This is a genomic window from Telluribacter humicola (genome assembly GCF_017355935.1).
Classification (GTDB): Bacteria; Bacteroidota; Bacteroidia; order Cytophagales; family Spirosomataceae; genus Telluribacter; species Telluribacter humicola.
Map to the genome: position 1 here is coordinate 75,450 of NZ_JAFIQT010000002.1, position 15,026 is coordinate 90,475.

18 protein-coding genes are annotated in these 15,026 nt (G+C 48.8%); 9 read left to right on the forward strand and 9 right to left on the reverse strand.

Going from position 1 to position 15,026, the window contains the following annotated elements; all coding sequences use genetic code 11:
* Nucleotides 1-16 precede the first annotated feature (16 nt).
* From JUB14_RS11220 to JUB14_RS11240, 5 genes are all read left to right on the forward strand, one after another.
* Nucleotides 17-1,138 (forward strand): ATP-binding protein, encoded by a 1,122-nt coding sequence (locus JUB14_RS11220; RefSeq protein WP_207506082.1) that lies wholly within the window; start codon nucleotides 17-19, stop codon nucleotides 1,136-1,138.
* A gap of 256 nt (nucleotides 1,139-1,394) precedes the next feature.
* Complete coding sequence (locus JUB14_RS11225) at nucleotides 1,395-1,949, forward strand: RNA polymerase sigma factor (protein WP_207506084.1); 555 nt, start codon at nucleotides 1,395-1,397, stop codon at nucleotides 1,947-1,949.
* Entirely contained in the window at nucleotides 1,927-2,658 is a 732-nt protein-coding gene (locus JUB14_RS11230) for a hypothetical protein (RefSeq protein WP_207506085.1), read from the forward strand. Before JUB14_RS11225 ends, JUB14_RS11230 begins: the two co-directional genes overlap by 23 nt.
* Nucleotides 2,659-2,685: 27 nt before the next feature.
* Nucleotides 2,686-3,735 (forward strand): hypothetical protein, encoded by a 1,050-nt coding sequence (locus JUB14_RS11235; protein WP_207506086.1) that lies wholly within the window; start codon nucleotides 2,686-2,688, stop codon nucleotides 3,733-3,735.
* Nucleotides 3,736-3,821: 86 nt separating this feature from the next.
* On the forward strand, nucleotides 3,822-4,361 hold the full coding sequence (locus tag JUB14_RS11240) for a porin family protein (RefSeq protein WP_207506087.1): 540 nt from the start codon (nucleotides 3,822-3,824) through the stop codon (nucleotides 4,359-4,361).
* A 265-nt stretch (nucleotides 4,362-4,626) separates the two neighbouring features.
* Here JUB14_RS11240 and JUB14_RS11245 read toward each other — a convergent pair whose 3' ends face one another.
* The gene (locus JUB14_RS11245; protein ID WP_207506088.1) at nucleotides 4,627-5,502 is read right to left on the reverse strand and encodes an SMP-30/gluconolactonase/LRE family protein; all 876 of its coding nucleotides are present in this window, start codon (nucleotides 5,500-5,502) and stop codon (nucleotides 4,627-4,629) included.
* Nucleotides 5,503-5,854: 352 nt separating this feature from the next.
* On the opposite strand from JUB14_RS11245, the gene JUB14_RS11250 reads away from it, so the two are divergent.
* The 4 genes from JUB14_RS11250 to JUB14_RS11265 all read left to right on the forward strand — a co-directional run bounded on the left by JUB14_RS11250 (nucleotide 5,855) and on the right by JUB14_RS11265 (nucleotide 9,100).
* Nucleotides 5,855-6,157 (forward strand): DUF1330 domain-containing protein, encoded by a 303-nt coding sequence (locus JUB14_RS11250; protein WP_207506089.1) that lies wholly within the window; start codon nucleotides 5,855-5,857, stop codon nucleotides 6,155-6,157.
* 101 nt (nucleotides 6,158-6,258) lie between these two features.
* Entirely contained in the window at nucleotides 6,259-7,149 is an 891-nt protein-coding gene (locus JUB14_RS11255) for a Nif3-like dinuclear metal center hexameric protein (protein ID WP_207506090.1), read from the forward strand.
* Nucleotides 7,150-7,249: 100 nt separating this feature from the next.
* The gene (locus JUB14_RS11260) at nucleotides 7,250-7,750 is read left to right on the forward strand and encodes a GreA/GreB family elongation factor (protein WP_207506092.1); all 501 of its coding nucleotides are present in this window, start codon (nucleotides 7,250-7,252) and stop codon (nucleotides 7,748-7,750) included.
* 312 nt (nucleotides 7,751-8,062) lie between these two features.
* Nucleotides 8,063-9,100 carry a serine hydrolase domain-containing protein gene (locus JUB14_RS11265; RefSeq protein WP_207506094.1) on the forward strand — a complete coding sequence of 346 codons (1,038 nt, stop codon included), beginning with the start codon at nucleotides 8,063-8,065 and terminating at the stop codon, nucleotides 9,098-9,100.
* Between the two features lie 30 nt (nucleotides 9,101-9,130).
* Here the strand turns inward: JUB14_RS11265 and JUB14_RS11270 are convergent, their stop codons facing one another.
* The 8 genes from JUB14_RS11270 to JUB14_RS11305 form a co-directional block, all read right to left on the reverse strand.
* On the reverse strand, nucleotides 9,131-9,703 hold the full coding sequence (locus tag JUB14_RS11270) for a dihydrofolate reductase family protein (RefSeq protein ID WP_207506095.1): 573 nt from the start codon (nucleotides 9,701-9,703) through the stop codon (nucleotides 9,131-9,133).
* A gap of 116 nt (nucleotides 9,704-9,819) precedes the next feature.
* Nucleotides 9,820-10,518: a GNAT family N-acetyltransferase gene (locus JUB14_RS28000; RefSeq protein ID WP_207506096.1), complete on the reverse strand. Its 699-nt coding sequence runs from the start codon at nucleotides 10,516-10,518 to the stop codon at nucleotides 9,820-9,822.
* Nucleotides 10,519-10,817: 299 nt separating this feature from the next.
* Nucleotides 10,818-11,336, reverse strand: a complete 519-nt coding sequence (locus tag JUB14_RS11280) for a VOC family protein (RefSeq protein ID WP_310586131.1) — start codon at nucleotides 11,334-11,336, stop codon at nucleotides 10,818-10,820.
* A 34-nt stretch (nucleotides 11,337-11,370) separates the two neighbouring features.
* Nucleotides 11,371-11,739: a VOC family protein gene (locus JUB14_RS11285; RefSeq protein ID WP_207506097.1), complete on the reverse strand. Its 369-nt coding sequence runs from the start codon at nucleotides 11,737-11,739 to the stop codon at nucleotides 11,371-11,373.
* Between the two features lie 63 nt (nucleotides 11,740-11,802).
* Nucleotides 11,803-12,402 (reverse strand): hypothetical protein, encoded by a 600-nt coding sequence (locus tag JUB14_RS11290; protein WP_207506098.1) that lies wholly within the window; start codon nucleotides 12,400-12,402, stop codon nucleotides 11,803-11,805.
* 168 nt (nucleotides 12,403-12,570) lie between these two features.
* On the reverse strand, nucleotides 12,571-12,948 hold the full coding sequence (locus tag JUB14_RS11295; protein ID WP_207506099.1) for a nuclear transport factor 2 family protein: 378 nt from the start codon (nucleotides 12,946-12,948) through the stop codon (nucleotides 12,571-12,573).
* Nucleotides 12,949-13,051: 103 nt separating this feature from the next.
* Complete coding sequence (locus JUB14_RS11300; RefSeq protein ID WP_207506101.1) at nucleotides 13,052-14,224, reverse strand: MFS transporter; 1,173 nt, start codon at nucleotides 14,222-14,224, stop codon at nucleotides 13,052-13,054.
* Between the two features lie 129 nt (nucleotides 14,225-14,353).
* On the reverse strand, nucleotides 14,354-14,944 hold the full coding sequence (locus JUB14_RS11305; protein ID WP_207506103.1) for a Crp/Fnr family transcriptional regulator: 591 nt from the start codon (nucleotides 14,942-14,944) through the stop codon (nucleotides 14,354-14,356).
* Nucleotides 14,945-15,026 lie beyond the last annotated feature (82 nt).

Here is a 15,026-nt window from a genome sequence, read left to right on the forward strand (position 1 = left end):
ATATTCTCCTATTGGTATGATTGAAAGAGCATTACGAACGGTCTTGCAGAAGCGGTGGGACTCTGGGAAGATTCTGATTGTATTGGGGCCACGACAGGTAGGAAAGACTACGCTGCTGGAAGAAATGTGTAGGACCGGAGGAGATTATTTATTTTTTAATGGAGATGATTTTGACACACAGGCCATACTGGCCAACATGGGTGAAGTGCGCCTGCGGCAACTGATTGGCTCGCACCATACGGTTTTTATAGACGAAGCACAGCGCATACCTGAGGTGGGGCTGCTTCTCAAGCTCATTCATGACCGAATAAAGGGCGTACGGGTAGTAGTAAGTGGCTCATCGGCGCTGGAGTTGAGCAGCAGTGTCAGTGAACCACTAACAGGACGAAAATGGGAACATTATCTATATCCAATTAGCTGGAATGAACTGGTAGGACATGCGGGGTACCTGGCAGCGCGGCAACAGCTGGAGCCCAGATTGGTCTACGGTATGTATCCCGAAGTAATCAATAGCCTGGGAGATGAAGAGGCCGTACTTCGCCAGATAGCGAGCAGCTACCTGTACAAAGACCTGCTGAACTACCACGGCATCCGGAAGCCTGAAATGCTGTCCAAGCTTCTTGTAGCGTTGGCGCTACAGGTAGGTTCAGAGGTATCTTACAATGAGCTGGCCAATCTGCTTCGGATTGATCGGAACACCGTTGAGCAATACATCGGATTGCTGGAACAGGCTTTTGTGGTGTTCCGGCTCCCGCCTTTCAGCCGCAACGTCCGCAACGAAATAAGCAGCAGCCGAAAAGTATACTTCTACGACAATGGCATCCGAAATGCTATCATTAACAATTTTAACCCGCTGGCGCTGCGCAATGACACAGGAGCCCTTTGGGAAAACTTCCTGATCAGTGAACGCATGAAGCGAAACGAATACGCAGGAGCCTATGGAAAACGCTACTTCTGGCGGACGCACGCGCAGCAGGAAATAGACTACCTGGAAGAGTATGGAGGAGGGCTCCATGCCTATGAGTTCAAGTGGAATCCACAGGCAAAGGCCCGCTTCTCCCGGACCTTTACCGACGCCTACCCCGATGCGACCACGCAGGTTATCAGCAGAGATAATTTTGAGGAGTTTTTAGGGTAACAAGAAGTATTACTTCTATTTAACTCAATACTCATAACACCCGGTCCCAAACAAAATCAACCTTGTTTAAATCTTTACCAATCGGTCGGCTACTACAATAGCTAGCATGATTTGTAAAAGGGTACTTGTTGCTGTTTTAATCAATCTCTTCTTAATAGTACTGGAGAACAAATTAGACTACTAAAAAAAATCTACTAGTTGAGGCAACCCTTCAAGTGTTGATTGCATTATTACCACGATTCATCCCTAAGCTGTTTTGATCACTCTTTCCACCATTCATGAAGCTCAGAAGAAAGATGCCAGGGCGCAGCGGTTGCTTTTTGATACGTATGGGAAGATTCTTTACAGATTGGCAAAGAGATATCTTAGCGATCCGGCTAAGGCAGAAGATGCCGTTGCAGAATCATTCTATATACTACTTCAGACCATTGAAACCTGCCGCTTTCTGGCCATTCCACCCTTCGAGATGTGGATGAAAAGAATAGTTGTCAATGAGTGCCTGAAGGTGATCCGAAAGGACAAGCGATATGATATACTGACTGATTCAGTGAGTGAAAATTATAGTGTAGATGATGTACTGATCGAGCATCTAACCGCCGAAGAAATATTCAGGCTTATAGAGGAGTTGCCACTGGGCTACCGAACTGTATTTAATCTGTACGAAATAGAGGGGTACTCTCATGTAGAGATTGCTGACATGCTCGGCATTAGCTCCGGAACATCCAAGTCCCAGTTGAGCAAAGCGAAGGGCATACTTCAGAAGAAGATCATTGATTTAAATCCGGCTTATGCAAAACGAAAGGTTATATAATAAGATCAGGCATACAGCTCTTACGGAAACACCGGATGTAGAGGAATGGAATCCTGAAAGGGCATGGGCTAAGGTGGGGAAGAAGAGAAGTCGTAGCGTTGTATGGCTGTGGCTACCCCTTGCTGCCGCGTCTGTGTTACTGGTACTTGGACTGTTTGTGAGACTATCAAATAGGCAAAATGAAAACGCTTTAACTATTTCAAAAGCAGATAAAGTTATCTTAAAACGGCCACTACCTACCAAAGAGCTATCCATTCAGAAGGGTACTGTAGTAGTTCACAAAATGGATCAGGTACCAAAGAAGCATAAGCCAGAAGAGTACCTTACTTCCAACCAGTTTGCCAAAGAAAGTGAGTACATAAGCTTGGACACCGTGATGGATGCGCTACCGGTTAAGGAAGTAGTTACGGAAGAAGTGGCGTTGGTGATGGCTGATATCACGAAGTTGGAACAACCTGCTGCGACAAATCTGGAAAAGGCTACCGAAAAGGTACTGGTTGCCTATATTTCTATTCCTGAACAAAAGGAGGAAGAGCTTTCGGCCCTGCGGCAGATGTATGATCAGGTGAAGCAAGATAGGGAAGCTCGCAAAATGCGTACGAGGCTGAGCGTGACCGGCCGGAAGCCCAGTTTATGGTCTTTTGTCCATCATAGCTTTGTGGAGTATCCTTCGGATGTCAAACCCTTATATCTTCCAGCCAATAAATAGGATATTTCCTGACTAAATATACAAACCATGCACGTACTTATCCTGTCAATTGGGACGCTCCTGACGTCTCTCTCTGGCCCTGCTTTGCCCGACACTATTATCCTGAATGCCGGAAAGAACAGCAAGGTCATCTTCTACGGCAAGTCCGTACAGGACCTTAAAGATTTGGAAAAGCTTGATCTGAACAAGATTCTTAAAGAACTCAATGACAAGCAAAGCCAGACTGACTCTGTACCCAGACAACAGGTGGTTATGGATGGGGACAACTTTATGGCTCCTCAGCTCCCCAAAGATCTGGTATGGGTACAGAAGTACCTTGAGAATACCTTCCTGAACCTCCACATAGGTACCGGAGTACATATCAACCGTTACGTGTTTTACCAGCCGCCCTCAGCTTTGTTAGATCACCCTACTGCCCGGTTATCCACCGAAATCGTCCTGCGCAATCCATTTACGAGTAGTCTGTCAGTAGTTCATGATGCCAGATTTATTGACCGGCCCAGGTTTGCCGTTGCCTTACGCTATGGTGTAGGGGTCGGCTTTAACATGCAAAGATATAGACATGTAAATCACTTGCGACCCACATCATATGATAGTACCGGAGGGGTAATAGAACGAGCCCATATGCTTCTGTCAGATGAGAGAATTACACCTATACAGACGGACTTTACCTCCATTCAAACCTTCTTTCAGCTCTCTCCTAAATTTTCACTAAAGAACAAGAAGGGCATGTCTACATTTTACCTAAGCCTTGGGGCAAGGTTAAATTTCAATAGGAACTTTGAAAGAGTGAATCCTGGTGGTGGCAATTCTATTAATGGCTATACGAGGAGGAGCAAGGGGCCAATCATTACAGGTGGCGGCTATGGGGTGTATAGTGCAGATAAAGCTTATAGTATTAGTTATATAGCGGAGTTAGGCTACAAGGCAATCGGAGTTTTCTTTGCTTATAACCCGGATTATCTTCCACTCCATACCCGAGCATTAGGTAGCAATGTCAGAACGGATTCAGGCTTTACTGCCGGGCAACAGGGGAGGCTAGGTTATGCTTCCTTTGGCATTAGACTAGGACGCTAGTACAAGGTACATTGTACCACTTATCAAGTCTCCTTTTATCATCACATACCAACTAAGAAGTTTCATTCTCCAAACTAGTACTTCCTATGAAAAATTACTTGCTGTTAGTAGCTCTCCTATATTCGATATGCAGCCGGGCACAATCACCTGCTGAAGCGCAGTGGGCAGAAAAGGGGCAGAGGCAGATTGGAATACGAACAGGGGCAGGTGTGAATACCCGTACCGGCGGCTTACTCAGGGCTACACCCTACGCCAATTATTTTCTAACGGAGCGCTGGTCACTCAGAGCGGAAGGTCGTTATGAAATCTATGGGCCTAAGGAGAACTGGTATGTGGGGGCAGGGGTGGTTACAAGATACCACTTTCTGAAAATTTATCAGTTTTCAATGTACACCCAGGCTGGCTATTTCTATGGGTTTGAAGAAGCTAGTAAATATATGTTTACTAGATTAGGTATTCAAGGTCAAAGGAATACAGAGAAGTATAACTACGGGATGTTAAATCTGGGGGTAGGAGCGCAGTATCGGTTAGGCTCCCGCTGGTTTATTGATGGGCAGGTGGAAAAGAATGTCTCCCGATTTGGCAATAGCAACGTGACCTTAGGGGTTGGCTTTAGGCTCAGGTAGCTATCAACAGGGGTGTAGTTAGGTCAGGTTTTCTTCTTAGAAGCTCTTTGCTTTTCTTTCTTCCTACGCGCCTGGTTGATTTAGTAACAGGCATAAGTAATCCGGACGGATAGAAACTACTCATTTTACCACTAGCACCTCGTTCCTGACAGTCTACAAGGCTGACTTTGTGGTGGAGAAGGAATATTTGTAGCTGCGCTGCTATAAGCTGTGGGCAATAGGTAAAATCTAAGGCCAGAAGCTTGTAGCAGCGCAACCGTGTAGCTTACTTCAACTGATACGCTACTACGCTATTCTTAAAAAACGTAGGTACATATACGATCTTTTTAGCAGCATCGTAGCCGATGTCAGCCGAATTGGTTTGGCTGCTCTTTGTATCCAGCAAGGTTGTGGTAGTTCCGTCGGGCTTAACATGATATACTTCTCCGGCCCAGCTGGAAACAATGAATTCACCAGGAGCTACCTGTTCGATACCATCGGTGCTGGCATGCATACCCTGAGCCAGGGTAGTCTTATTGTTCTGGGCATCCAGCTTTTGGAGCATACCGCTTTCAGTAAACAGCAGTCCGTCTTCAACCGCCAATATTCCATTAGGGTTATTAAGACTATCGAGTACGGTTGTTACCTGACCATCTTTCAGCATATGAATTTTTCCGGCCCGCATGTCGGTGAAGTACACCGCGCCTTGCTTGTCAACGCTGATATCATTCAGAAAAACGGCGTCTTCCACGGGTGTTTTCTTTACTATTTTTCCGGAAGGAATATCGATCTGCACCAGGTCGGTCAAATCGGTAACGTATAGTTGATCTCCGGCCATCCCCATACCTTTGGGAGCACTCAAACCTGTTATCCAGTTCGGATCAATGATTTTTCCATCGGGGCCAACTTTGGCGATACCCCCCTTCCCGTCTTTTCCATCGGGTTGCCCATTGATTTGAGATACGTAAAGTATCTGATTCGTGCCGTCATATAGCACAGATTCAGGCGTTTGTAAGGTCGAATCCGTGGCCCAGATCTGTTCCAGCGAAGCCTCCGCTACGGCAGTAGAATCCGCGTTGCTTTCAGAGGCGCCTTCTTTTTCGGAAGAGCAGGCTGCCAGAAGCGCCAGGGAGGCAACAAAAAGGTAAGGTTTGGTATTCATGGAGTAGAGTAGTTGGTAAAAGTGAAAAATTGATTACAAAGTACTAGTACCAAAGAAGCAGAAAGGCTTCTTCTAATCAGAATAGCCTCTTTTTCGTGTTGTTGTTTATATTTGTTAAACCCGTAACCCAATTTCTTATGTACTCAGTTGGGCTCCCTATAGGCTGCCTATTGCTGCTGGTTTTGGGGCCGGATACCCCTATAACGTAGTACAGAACAGCCGTACCGCTGGCTAACGCCGACCGGGTACATAAAGCCCTGCTTGTATAGGAGAGGCGTTAAAGGAGATTCAAGATAGTCTGCTTTTATTTCCCAGTTTGAATTACGTTGATAAACTCAAACCCCCTACATAAATGATCTATATAACTCAACTCATTTATATCCTGGATGGACAGGAGCAGACCTTTAACGAATTTGAAGAGTTAGCGATGCCATTGATTGCCAAATATAACGGGCAACTCCTGCTAAGATACAGGCCCAATGCAGATAGTATCATAGAACAAAACATAGAAACTCCCTACGAAATCCACTTGGTGGAGTTTAAGAGTGAGCAGGATTTAGATGACTTTTTTAAGGATGAGGAGAGAAAAAGATGGGTTCATTTGAAAGAGCAATCCATCAAATCAGTCTGGCTCATTAAAGGAACGAAGCTGTAATTGGAGCTCCGCATGTAGTAAAGCGTTTGGCTGAGCAGGGGCAGTAACAAGTAGTCTGAGCCCTAAGCCCTCTTTTACTTCTGCTCAAAACTGATAGCCCTATGCCACTTTACCCCCAAAACCGCCGCACATTTATCAAGACCTCTCTTGGCCTGGCTGCCGCTACTACGTTGACCCTACCTGATGGGAGCGAAGCTCTTACTGTAGGGCAGGTCATTGACCGTATCAAGGCCCAGGTAGGTATTCCCTGGCGGGAGCAGACGGTGGATAACCTCATCGTGGGGGCGCGGGAGCAGGAAGTAAAAGGCATAGCGACCGTGATGATGGCGACGCTGGAAGTACTGCAGCAGGCCGCGGCGAAGGGGCTGAATATGGTCGTTACGCACGAGCCTACCTACTACTCGCACCAGGACCGCATCGAGCCGGTGCAGCAGGACCCGCTGTTCCAGCAGAAGCGTGATTTCTTGGAAAAGAACGGGATGGCTGTGTTCCACTTCCACGATCACTGGCACGGACGCAAGCCCGACGGCATCGCCACGGGGATGATCCGGGAGCTGGGCTGGGAGAAATACAACGACCCGGAGAACCTCCGGCTCTTTCATTTCGAGAACATGACGCTGGCCCAACTGGCCCAGAGCGTGGAGAAGAAGCTGGGCATCCGGACCATGCGGGTGCTGGGTGACCCGAACCTGCCGGTGAAGCGGCTCATGGCCAGCTGGGGCAATGTGAGTCTGTTTCCGGGAGTACCCTTCCTGGCACAGGCTGATGCCCTGATCATCGGGGAGACCAACGAGTGGGAACTGGTGGAGTACGTTCAGGATGCCATCGCGTCGGGGCAGAAGAAGGGGCTGATCATCATGGGGCACGTGGTATCCGAGCAGGCGGGTATGAAGTACGCCGCCGACTGGCTGAAAGGCTTCATCAAGGAAGTACCCGTCGAGTACATTGCCATAAAGGAGCCGTTTTGGCGCCCCGGTCAGCCGGTGAAGTAAATCAGAATTCTCTTTTCTTTACTAAAACCCCAACTTAGGTACTACGATTATCATATAGCCGGTGGTCTGCTTTTTGTAAGCTCTTTGCTAAAAAGAGAGTATGAGCAGTGCATTTGTAAAAGAAGGAGATCAGGAAGAAGTACCTATTATTCCACCTCGGGCCGCGCTTCCGCCCGGCGTGACCAACTACGTGACTCCCCATGGGATGGCACAGCTGCTGGAAGAACAGAAACAACTGGAAGAGGAAAAGAGTAGTCTGTCGCTTGAAAGTGAAAAGGAGCAGCGGCTGGCTTTGATGGTACTAAATGGCAGGCTGCTGTTGCTACAGGAGCGGATAAATTCGGCGGTTGTACTTAATCCGGAAGATGCCACAAGGGATGAAGTACGTTTTGGCGCAAAAGTTACCCTGAGGGCTACCGACACAAATCAGGTTCAGCAATTCCAGATTGTAGGGGTGGACGAAGCCGATGTGAAAAATCAGAAAATTGCTTTTATCGCTCCCATTGCCCGGGCTGTTACTGGCAAAAAAGCGGGTGACGTAGCCCACCTGAATCTAGGTAGTAAAATCCGTAAGCTGGAAATTCTGGAAGTATCCTGGTGAGCCTACCCGCTTTGAGGTTTGAAAGGCCAGCCTTTCATAAAATGTATAGGCAGAGTTATTGAGCAGAAAGAGTGAGCTTACTTCTGGGAATAGCCGTAGTTACTTCACTTTCCAGGCAGACTACTGCTCCTGTTGTTTAAATTCTTCATCACCTCTTTTGGCGCCTTCATACACTAAATAGGCTAACTGAGTACAAATGGATTAGCCGGGTAGATAGTGCCGGGCTACCTTTGTAGTATAAGAATTCGCAGCGGACTATTAGCCATAATTACTCACCTGCGAATTAGCCATGAAAAATCAATTACAAAGGAAATGAATGCGCTCAGTCAGTCAAAGCTGGACAAGATCGTCACCGACACCGTAGCCAAAAAAGACATCTTCGGGGCTGCCTTCCGGGTTGCTACGCCCGACCAGTCGGTGGCCCTGACCAGTGCAGCGGGAAATATCGGCCCCGACAGCCCCTTTTACATTGCCAGTATCAACAAGCTGTTTGTTGCTGCCCTGACGCTACGCCTGGTCAGGGACAAGAGGCTGAGCCTGTCGGATCCTATTTCAAAGTACCTGCCGGGTTACCTGATGCTGGGGCTGCACGTGTACCAGGGGCAGGACTATTCGGAGGAGATTACGATACAGCACCTCATCACACAGACCTCGGGCTTGCCCTGCTACCTGATTGACAAGCGTCCCAACGGCCCCAAGGTGATGGAAGAGCTGCTCTCGGGCCACGACCAGGCGTGGACGACAGATCAGGTCGTAACTCAGGTAAAGCGGATGAAGCCCAAGTTTCGGCCCGGTCAGAAGGGGAAGGCCAGCTACGGCAACACCAACTTCAGGCTGCTGGGGCGGGTGCTGGAAATAGTGACCGGCAAATCGCTGGATAGACTACTGACCCAACTATTTGAGGAGCTGGACCTGACAAGTACCTTTGTGATCCGTCCGGATACTACCCGGGAGTTTGTGTCGGTGTACGCCAGGAAGAATCAGGTTCATCTGCCCCGCTATTTTGCTTCATCCAAGTATGATATTGTATCCACCACGCATGACCTGATGGCATTCCTGAGGGCTTTCTTTGGAGGGTACTTTTATCCCAAAGACAAGTTACCGGAGCTGGAACAGTGGAATAGCGTCTTCTTCCCGTTCCGGTATGGGGTAGGGATGCAGCAGTTCCGCATGCCCTGGATCTTTTCTCCGTTCAAGCCCATTCCGGAAATGGTAGGTCACTGCGGCTCGGTAGGTACTGCAGCCTTTTATGTACCCCAGAAGGACGTGTTCATTACCGGTACCATCAACCAGACCAGCAATCCCCAGCTCCTGTTTCAGACCATGATCCGCATTGTGAACCTGTTGTAAGAGAATTTCCTTTATGCCCGATGTAATCCGTTAATCACGCTTCGGCTCGTAATGGAGAACGATGATCCCGCATGCAAAAGGGGTAGCCTTTACCAGGGTCAGATGTTGCTGGTGTTTCAGCTCGCCAAAAATGCTCATACCGCTACCAATAGCAACCGGGTTGACGAACAGGTGAAACTCGTCGATCAGCCCTTGCTGGATAAGCCCCGATACAAACGTGGCACCACCGTATGCGATGATGTCGCCACCGTCCCCATTTTTGAGTCGGGTGATTTCATCCGTAAGACCACCTTTAGACAGTACCGTATTCTCCCAGGCTGACTGATCAAGGGTTCTGGTAAATACTACTTTAGGCGTGTCTGTAAACTTTTTGCCCGCTACTTGCTCCGGATTTTCCGGGTCAGCCGCTACGGAAGCCCAGTGGGGAATAAAGCCTTCGGCTAACCTGCGGCCCAGTACAATGATATCAACCGGCTCCGTGAGCTGGGTTACATATTGATTGAGGGCTTCGTCCCAGTCGAAGGTCATCCAATCCATTTCGCCGTTCGGTCCGGCTATGTACCCGTCGAGGGTGATCTGTACCTGAAGTTTTAGCTTTCTCATTGGTAGTTATCTGTTTTGACAATACAAATATCCGGCTAAACCCCGACTCTCATGCGGTGTAGAAGCGGCATACGAGGGGGCCGACTGCGACAAATTTGGAGCACCAGCCTTAGCGATTAGGCTTCGTCCGGCTGGCTCTGTTTTTCGAGTACATAGATCAGCAATCTTTTCCTGATTTGGAAGCCCAGCTTTTCGTATAGTCTGATGGCGTTGGTGTTTTCAGGGGCCGCGTGAAGAAAAGGAATGCGTCCGGCGGCTATGATACTGCGGATCTGGCTGCGGATCAGTTTTGCGGCGTAACCCTTTCCGGTATGGTCGGGGTGGGTACATACCGCGCTTACTTCGGTATAAGGGGCAGGCTGAAGGCGCTGCCCGGCCATGGCAATTAATTTATCCCCCTCAACTATTCCCTCGTAGTTCCCCAGTTCAATGGTACGGGGCAGGAAGGGGCCGGGCTTGGTGAGGTCAGTCAGCTCCAGCATGGCCGGAATATCCTTGTCCTGTAAGGAGATCAGCTCCTGGGCCTCTGCCTCGTGCATATCCTGCGACGGATACACCATCTGTATAAGATCTTTCTTGATCTCCAAGCGCCAGCCGGCAGGTACAGAGACTTCATTCGAGGTAAAGAGAACAACAATACTTCCCTCGGGCACCAAGGCATGCAGCTCATCTAAATCACTTTCGCTGTTGGCCCTCAGACCGGCAAAAAAGCCTATATCTCTGCGCATGTACTTAGCCTGCTCGTTGCCAATGCTAAAAGGTTTGCTGCCGGTACTTAGGGCATTCCAGATGGGGTTATCAAGTATATGGGTCACTGGTTTGTGCTTAGCTTTCGTTTTAGCCAGCAAAGGTACTCATTGGGGGCTAAATGCAAGAAAGAGGGGTAAGCTTCCCTTCCCCTCTTTGGCAGTACACCTCAGGTACTATTCTCTAGACCAGTTCGATGTAGGTTCTTTTCCCAATCTGGATACGGGTATTGGGTTTCAGTTCTACCAGTTAATTGGGGTTTTTTCTTCCGGGCTGAGGTCGGTAGCCAGTACCAGGGGCTATTTTATTGATTGAAAATGCTTTGTGAAGCTCTCAGGGCCTTTTTTGCCTTTAACTCACTCGTATCCTAAACATGCTGGTCAATGAGGATTTGATTTCCGTCCGGGTCCACTACCATCAGACTACCAGGGCCGCTGGTCTTTTCATCCGCTTCGGATACGGGTTTGATCCCTTTGCTTTTCAGGTGTCGCTGTATGTTCCGGACATCGTTGTACTTCTCCACCTTTTGGGCGTTTTCGTCCCAGCCGGGATTGAAAGTCAGGATGGTTTTCTCAAACATGCCATGGAACAGTCCGATCAGGGCATTACCGTTCTTCATGATGAAGTAGTTCTGCTCCGGCGCCCCCGCAAAAGCCGTAAAACCGAGGTGTTCGTAAAACTGCTTCGAAGCCTGGAGATTCTTCACATTAAGGCTTACTGAAAACGCGCCTAGCTTCATTCCATCCGCTACCTGGTTGGGTACCCTTTTGCTCTCCTCCTGTTGAGAGCCCTGCGTGGGTGAGGCAGCCAGTTTGAATTTCGCTAATCCAATGCCGGCAAGAGTTACTCCGATTCTCGTCAGCCACTTTCGTCTGTTCTGTTCCATATAGTTTATGTTTAGCGTGTTGTATGGCCTTTAGTTAGCGTGAATTAAACTGTCCGAAATGCCAGAGAATACCCGATGGGTCGTGCAGGAAGCACTCACTGCCCCAGTCATAGTGCCGGATAGGTACCAGCCTTACCTCCTCATAGGTGGCCGTCAGGTCCAGCGCCACCAGTCTGGCCCAATAGCGTTCTACGTCGTCTACTTCCAGAAAGACCATGGTATTATCCACCCAGTCCCGCACGTAGTAATCCTGCAGGTAAAACCCCAGCTGACCGGTCCGGAACAGCGACATGTTGGGCGATAGTACCCTTTCCTCAAAGCCCAGGTCGCGGTAAAACTGCCGCGAACGTTCAAAGTCTTTGGCCCCGATAAAAGGCCTGATCGATCTGGGGTTGTGTTCCATAAGGGTAGGGTTTAGCTGGGGCTGCTGGTGCGGGTGTACTCTGTATAAGGTAGTTGGCTGCGATTATTTAGGTTGAACTGCTTTTACGATGGCCTGACCACGGGATTTGTTTATTATCCAGAGTAAAAAGAGAGCCTGGAAAGTCAGCGTAAACGGAATCACGGACAGATTTTTAAAGAACAGGATGATGGTCCATTCGGAAGAAGTCTGACTAATGATTTCGTTCTTCTTCAAAGCCAGATACAGGCAGGTTTGATAGGCTAAGGTATCAATCAGGTAATTAAAAACCCAGGCGATGCCCAGAAATAAAAGGAAATTCAGCAGAATCTCCGCCCATTGTTTTTTACCCTTTTGCAGCGCTACTCTCCAATAGTGCTTCCGGCTGCTTTTGTCGGTAAAAAGGTGTTTTATTCGCGAAGCCCCATGTTTCAAACTGGCTAACCCCAGCACGTATACGAACAATACTCCCCGGGCTACCTCAATGATTACTTCCAGAAAGATATGAAACCCGGAAGTGATGGGTCCGAATCCTCCCAGTTGAATAACCCGTCCCACTGCCGCGATAAGCCCGAGCCCGACGAGTACCAGCAGGTGTTTTCTTATAAAATAAAGCGTATGGCTAAGCAAGGATAATCTGTTGGTAAGGCTAAGGAGCACGTTCATACGTAAACAGGTTTAAGGTTTAGAGTTATACGGAGAAATCACTGCTACACATACAATTTATAACCCTGACCAGCCGGTCGGGGTACTTATGATCATTGGTTTGTGTTTTCGTTTACCAGAAGCAGGCCATGTACCCAATTCTACTTTATTCTGCTACTCCTGAACGCCTTAACTTATATCCGTCAGCTTCACTACTTTATTACCGGAGAACGTAAAAACGGATTTTCCTTTCAGGGATATAGAGTCTCCCTTCTTCAACCCATCAGGAAAGTCAATAGCCAATATACCCTGATAGTCAATCGCTACTTCGGTTTGGTCATCCTGGTGCTGAAAAGATAGTACCGTTTGGGTCCTGGAAGAGAAGTAGGTAGTGGCCTGTACGGCCTGCTCCCTGAAAGCGGGTAGTCCCGTTAGTGATAGGGTAGTTTCGCCGTTTGAAATATTCTCAAATACGATCGCTTCGTCAAAGTCGGCGACCATCTGATCCACGTCAAACTGGTTGTAGGCTTCCACGTAGTTCCTGATTATCTCTTCCCGGTTTTTCATTGGTTTGCTTTCGTTAGAGTTTCCGCTTTGCAGAACAGGTAGTGAGAATTTGATCTGTTCACTCCTGCGTACAAGTTATTTAAAACTACGAAAAGGAGTGAGTTTACACAGCTACTTTCAGAGCGTAATGTCTTTTGGCCAGTACTACATTGACCGCCGCCAGTACCCCCAAAGTACCCATCAGGGTAGTGGCGAGCTGCCATCCTCCCCATTCGTAGCATAGTATGGCGGCATAGGCTCCCAGCGCACCGCCTATAATGTAAGATGTCATGTACACGGTGTTGATGCGGCTGTTGGCTGTATGATCCAGGGTATAGATAACGGCGATATTGGTCACCTGCGTAGCCTGTACCCCAATATCCAGCAGGATAACCGCCACCCAGATCGCAGCCACGGACTGATCAAACTGTTTCAGTAATAAGATGCTGAACAAGGTGATGCCGGTGGAGAATAGCAGCGACCGGAATGAGGAGCCTTTGTCGGCCAACTTGCCGAACAGGGGAGCGATCAGGGCACTGGCCGCGGCCAGCAATCCAAATAGACCAATCTGTGAGGCCGAATAGCGGAAGTCGGGTCCGCTCAGGTGAAAGGTAAGTACCACCCAAAACGCGCTGAATGTACCAAAGGCCAGCATACCAGTAAGGGCCGTCCGGCGCAGGAGGGGAAAACGACCCAGTTGCGTGATCGTTGACTTCAGCAGGTCCGGGTAGTTGCCGTTGAACCGGTTAGGTACAGCCCGGAAGTCAGTTTGCATAAGGATAGCAGTACACAGCACCAATCCGGCCGAAATGCCATACACATATTGCCAGCCCAGCCAGCCCGCTACCAGCCCACTGAATACCCGGGCCATCAGGATACCTACGAGTATACCCGTAAATATCAGACTCACGACCTTCCCCTTGTTTTCAGTCACCAGACTGGCAGCCATGGGTAGGATAACCTGCGCTACCACCGAGAACACTCCAATCAAGAAACTACTCGCGTACAGCAACCAGAGGTTGGTAGCCAATGCCATGATCAACAGCGAAGCGATCAGTCCGGCTTGCAGATAAAGGATAAGTTTTTTTCGTTCGATCATATCGCCAACGGGGGTAAGAAAGAAGAGGCCCAGGCCATAGCCAATCTGTGATAGTACCGAAATCACGCCGGCCTTTTCAGGGGCAATATGGTAGGTGTAGGCGATGGCGGTGAGGATGGGCTGGCTGTAGTATACATTGGCCACGGCTATGCCCGCCGTTACGGCCATGATAGCGATCTGCTTTTTGGTCAGGTACATGGTACTGAAAGTTTTGCTGTTCTGGTGTCAAAAGCGACAGGGCAAAGTTCAGTATAAAACCTCCTGTGTATCAATGAACTGGTTTAGGAAAAAGGGGCGAAGCAGTTCGGGTAAAAAAGTTGAACCAGTTCAAGTTTTTTTGGTAGCTCTCCTCTTTCTGAGCTTCGACAGGTACTCGCTGGTCATGCCCAGAAAGGACGCCAACGCGTACTGAGGTACCCGATTGGCCACGTCAGGGTACTTTCCCAGAAAGAGCAGGTAGCGCTCTTCGGCCGATTGGGTGAGGTTGGTAATCACCCGGCGGGCCATGTAGGCGGCGGTACGTTCCGCCAGGATCCGGAAGAAGGTTTCATAGGCATGGCTGCTGCTTTTTAGCTTCTGCTCCACGTCGTAGTCAATCTGCAGGACTACGCTGTCTTCCAGGGCTACTACAAATTGGGTGGCCGGCTGCTGATAGATATAGCTGTTGTAATCCGTGATCCACCAGTCGTCAATCGCGAACTGGATAGTGTGTTCCTGGCCCTCCTCGTTTACCACGTACGCCCGGAAGCTGCCTTTGACCACGTAGTACCGTTGGCCGGGCGTAAACCGGGGCTGGATAATAAACTGTCTCTTTTTGATCCGTTCCAGCCTGAAAGCCTGACAAAACTCCGTGATTTGTTCCTCCGTAAAGAGTACTCTGCGGAGTACATGCTGCTCTAATTGGTTATACTCGGTCATTGGGCAAAGTGGAGTGTTTCTCTCTGCCAATATAAAAAACTTCTTTGGAGATTGATTAGGAGCAGTGGCCAGGGGGATAACA